We start from the raw sequence: 924 nt of genomic DNA, 5'->3' as shown, positions 1-924 counted from the left end.
CCACTGTCACTTCAAGCCCAGAAATGACTCGCTGCCCTTGTTGCATTTCACCAACAGGTTCAAGATTCATGCCTTCAATACGTGGTGGTACAACTTGTGGGTTGTCTAAACGGCGAGTGTCGGCCTTGATGATCAGTTGCATGCGTAAATTCGCAGATTGCTGCGGATATAGCGTATGGTTATCGACACTCATATTGAAGCTGAACAAATCATCCAGATCGGGTGCCGATTTGTTCGCCGTGACTTTTAGCTGAATTGGCTCGGTTTTCATGCCATCGGCCGAAAAACTCGGGATCGTAATTATCCCTTCTTTCATTGGCGCTATAGAAATGCTCCATTCTGTGCGCTGATATTTTCGACCATTGATGTTGTTACTCGAACGCCCGTAGCGAGGCTGTCCTAGGAAGAAGTCTTTTTCCAATACGCTGAAGTCGATGGCGTCGGACGCCACTTCTGAGTCTGCCATTATCCGTAGGTTGATGACTTCATTTTTAGCCACTTCAGTTTTGTTGACACTTGCCTGGAGGCTTTGTGCCATCACCGAGAAACTAGATAACAGGCTGGCCACAAGAATAAAGACCAGATGTACGCCTTTTTTCATCACGGGCTTACCACTCCTTCTGAGATTGTTGTGGACGTTGTTTTTGTTGAGCTTGCAACTGCATTTGTGCACGAATCAAAAAGCTTGGATCTCGAGCACTTTCGACAGCTTCTAGGCGGCGGAATTCAGGATCATCCTGAAGTGTTTTTTCTGGTTGGGCTTGCGCCTGCATAGGTTCACCTTTTTTTTGCTCACCTTGCTTTTCTACTTCCGTTTCGGTCTTTTGCTGCTTAGCTTTGTGTTCGGGATTTTGCTTTTCTTTTTTATTTTCAGCGTCTTGCTGATTTTGTGACTGCTGTCCTTGCTCTTGTTTAGTACTATTC

1 protein-coding gene and 1 pseudogene are annotated in these 924 nt (G+C 45.8%); both read right to left on the bottom strand.

Going from position 1 to position 924, the window contains the following annotated elements:
• On the bottom strand, nucleotides 1-604 hold a 604-nt coding region (locus tag R8N47_RS24055), incomplete at its 3' end, for a BatD family protein (protein WP_318185959.1).
• 4 nt (nucleotides 605-608) lie between these two features.
• Nucleotides 609-924, bottom strand: a pseudogene (locus R8N47_RS24050) (hypothetical protein); the annotation flags it as partial.

Source organism: Vibrio sp. 2132-1, from assembly GCF_033344315.1.
This window is presented reverse-complemented; position numbering and strand designations above follow the sequence as displayed.